Origin of the sequence: Streptomyces sp. CAI-85 (assembly GCF_013363615.1) — a bacterium.
Taxonomy (GTDB): domain Bacteria; phylum Actinomycetota; class Actinomycetes; order Streptomycetales; family Streptomycetaceae; genus Streptomyces; species Streptomyces antibioticus_B.
Map to the genome: position 1 here is coordinate 1 of NZ_JAANNX010000185.1, position 1,400 is coordinate 1,400.

Sequence of the window (1,400 nt, forward strand, 5' to 3'; positions counted from 1 at the left end):
CGATGCCGAACATCTCGCGGGCCACCCGGGCGGCGATGATGTTGGAGTTGTCGCCACTGGAGACGGCGGCGAAGGCGCCCGCCTCCTCGATACCGGCCTCGCGCAGGGTGTCCTGGTCGAAACCGACTCCGGTGACCCGGCGGCCGCCGAAACCGGAGCCCAAACGTCGGAAGGCGGTGGGGTCCTGGTCGATCACGGCGACCGTGTGCCCCTGTTGCTCCAGGGTCTGGGCGAGAGCGGAACCCACTCTGCCGCAGCCCATGATGACGATGTGCACGACCGTCCTTCCGAGTCAAGAAGTCAAGATGTCAATAAGTTCTCTTGCGTGGCTCAGAACAGGGTCTCAGACCGTCGACCAAGCTACACACGCGCGGTCGATGTGGGGCACCCCCGTGCACGGTCGGGACGGTCAGCGGCGGCTGATGCTCCAGAGGCTGAAGAAGGTGAGGATTCCGAGGCCGACGAGGGTGCCGACGGCGCCGATCAGCTCCGCGGTCGAGTGCATGGAACCTCCGAGTGGCGGCAGCGGGCCAGGAGTTTGTCATATAGACATGGCGATCGGTGCCGCCGTGGAATCCGTAGCCGTGCCGTGGCCGATTTCACCCGTGAGGCAGACGCGACGTCCCGGCGGCGGGGGAGGGTGGGCGTCCTCGTGTTCGACGGCATACGATCCTCTGTTGTGTCCAAACTGACCGACGTGCCCAAGCGGATTCTGATCGGGCGCGCACTGCGCAGCGACCGGCTGGGGGAGACCCTCCTGCCGAAGCGCGTCGCCCTGCCCGTCTTCGCTTCCGACCCGCTGTCCTCCGTGGCCTACGCGCCCGGGGAGGTGCTGCTGGTCCTGTCCATCGCGGGCTTGTCGGCCTACCACTTCAGCCCGTGGATCGCCCTCGCGGTCGTCGTCCTGATGTTCACGGTCGTCGCCTCCTACCGGCAGAACGTGCACGCCTACCCCAGCGGCGGCGGTGACTACGAGGTCGCCACCACCAACCTGGGCGCCAAGGCCGGGCTGACCGTCGCGAGCGCCCTGCTCGTCGACTACGTCCTCACCGTGGCCGTGTCCATCGCCTCCGGCATCGAGAACCTCGGCTCCGCCGTCCCCTTCGTGGTCGAGCACAAGGTGGCCTGCGCGGTCGGCGTGGTCGTCCTGCTGACCGTGATGAACCTGCGCGGCGTCAAGGAGTCGGGCAAGCTCTTCGCCATCCCGACCTATGTGTTCGTCACGGGCGTCTTCATCATGATCGCGTGGGGCGCGTTCCGGGGCCTGGTCCTCGGCGACACCATGCGGGCACCGACCGCCGACTACCAGATCAAGCCCGAGCACCAGGGTCTCGCGGGCTTCGCGCTCGTCTTCCTGCTGCTGCGCGCCTTCTCCTCCGGCTGCGCCGCGCTCACCGGCG

General features: G+C 67.9%; 2 protein-coding genes. One reads left to right on the top strand and one right to left on the bottom strand.

All coding sequences use genetic code 11. The features are described from left to right. The coding region (locus G6W55_RS37630) for a TrkA family potassium uptake protein (RefSeq protein WP_175525059.1) at positions 1-277 on the bottom strand (277 nt) is incomplete at its 3' end. Positions 278-679: 402 nt separating this feature from the next. Between G6W55_RS37630 and G6W55_RS37635 the strand changes: the two genes are divergently transcribed. Next, positions 680-1,400 (top strand): amino acid permease (locus G6W55_RS37635; RefSeq protein ID WP_175525060.1); only part of this gene is annotated, 721 nt, incomplete at its 3' end.